General features: G+C 69.4%; 1 protein-coding gene and 1 pseudogene. Both read left to right on the top strand.

Annotated features, from left to right (window positions below):
* Positions 1-366: 366 nt before the first annotated feature.
* Positions 367-459 (top strand): annotated as a pseudogene (locus C7C46_RS37680) (hypothetical protein); the annotation flags it as partial.
* A gap of 119 nt (positions 460-578) precedes the next feature.
* A complete protein-coding gene (locus C7C46_RS37675; protein WP_425470020.1) occupies positions 579-1,037 on the top strand; it encodes a transposase in 459 nt (152 codons plus the stop codon).
* Positions 1,038-1,609: the final 572 nt, after the last annotated feature.

Here is a 1,609-nt window from a genome sequence, read left to right as displayed (position 1 = left end):
GTGGCAGCCCCGCACGCACGGCGAACCGATGCTGGAGGGGAGAGCCTTGTCCAGCACGTCCCGACTCCCGGGCCCAGGTCGCCGGCGACCTGCCCGAGCTGCTGATGATCCATCGCCGCCCCCGGATTCGCTCCGTCCCGCCACCGTGTGGACGGTCAGTCAATTCGGCTCTGGCGAAGATCCTGTGATCGGGCCCGTGGGGCCGGACGGGTCTGACGCAATGTCAGGCGTGTAGTTCGCGGCACTTTGAGGCAGTTCTTTCTCATTTGACCGATGTTGTAATCGAGTTCGTCCAGCAGTCGACGGCTCAGATCGTCCTGCACGCCCACGCGCGGGCGGCCAGGGCAATATGAACCGCACTGCTCCAGGCCGTCAGGGCGGGTGCATGGGCGGTACGTCCGGCGGCTGGCGGATGCGGCGATCGGTGGCAGGGCCGTGGTCGTCGAGCTGCTCGTGCGCCGCTTCCGCTGCCTGAACGGCTCCTCCGCAGCAGAGACGTTCGCCGAGCAGGTCGAGGAACTCACCAAGCCGCACACACGCAAGACCCCGCTGCTGCGATCGGTCCTGCTGTCCATCGCGTGCACGCTCGCTGGTCGGCCCGGCGCCCGCTTGGCCGCGATGCTGGGCATGCGTGCCGCGAAAGACACCTGCTGCGGCTGCTTCGCGCTGTGCCTGAGCCTCCCCGGACCCCGGTTCGGGTGCTGGGCGTCGACGACTTCGCGCTTCGCAAAGGCGGCACGTACGCCACCGTTCTGGTGGACCTGGAGGCCCGTCGGCCGGTCGACGTGCTGCGGGGGAGGGAGGCCGAACCGCTGGCCGCGTGGTTGGCCGGGCATCCGGAGGTGGAGGTCATCTGCCGGCCTACGTCGAAGGCGCCAGGACCGGCGCCCCGCCGGCGATCCAGGTCGCTGACGGGTGGCACCTGTGGCGGAACGTCGCCGAGGCTGTGGAGAAGACCGTCGGCTCGCACCACGGCTGCATCCGGTCCGCGTTCGCGGCAGGTCCGGCCGCCGAGCTGGGCGCGGCGCGCGCCGTGACGCAGCCGTTCGACCCTCCCGACGGGATGCGCGACTGCCTCCGCCGCCCGCGGCGCGTGGTCGCACCCGGACCAAGGAACGCTACGCAGCGGTGCACCCTCCTCACCACCCTCAGCGGCCTCATGGACTGTGTCACCTTGCAGCACCCCACGCCGATCCCACGGACAAGTCCCCCAGCCAGCCCACTCGGCTGACAGGAGTGCCTCCCGCATCGATACCTGGCCTCGCTTCCAAGGCGCCGCACCGCGAGGAGTAGGCCATCGGCTCGAACAGTCAGGTGCTCTAAGCTGCTTACAACGGCTGAGCAGGAACCAGCGCCGAGCAGGCCTCTAACGCTCGAGAGCCGACTTTTCCGCAGGCTCGATCGCTTGGCGGGAGCCACAGAACATGGCTGGTAGGTCCGGGCGGTTGGTGATCCGGCAGAGGGTGGGGCCGGAGCGGTAGCGATGCGTGGGAGGTGCGGCTCCGTTGACCATTGGCCCCGGAAACAAGGTGCGCCGGGACTGCACGGGCTTGCGCACTCGTAATGCGTAGGTCGCGGGTTGGATACCGCAACCTCCGGGGGCTTGCCG

The organism is Streptomyces tateyamensis, assembly GCF_003205575.1.
In the GTDB taxonomy this organism is placed as follows: domain Bacteria; phylum Actinomycetota; class Actinomycetes; order Streptomycetales; family Streptomycetaceae; genus Kitasatospora; species Kitasatospora tateyamensis.
The sequence above is the reverse complement of the archived record's forward strand: the minus strand, read 5'-3'. Positions and strand labels throughout refer to the sequence as shown.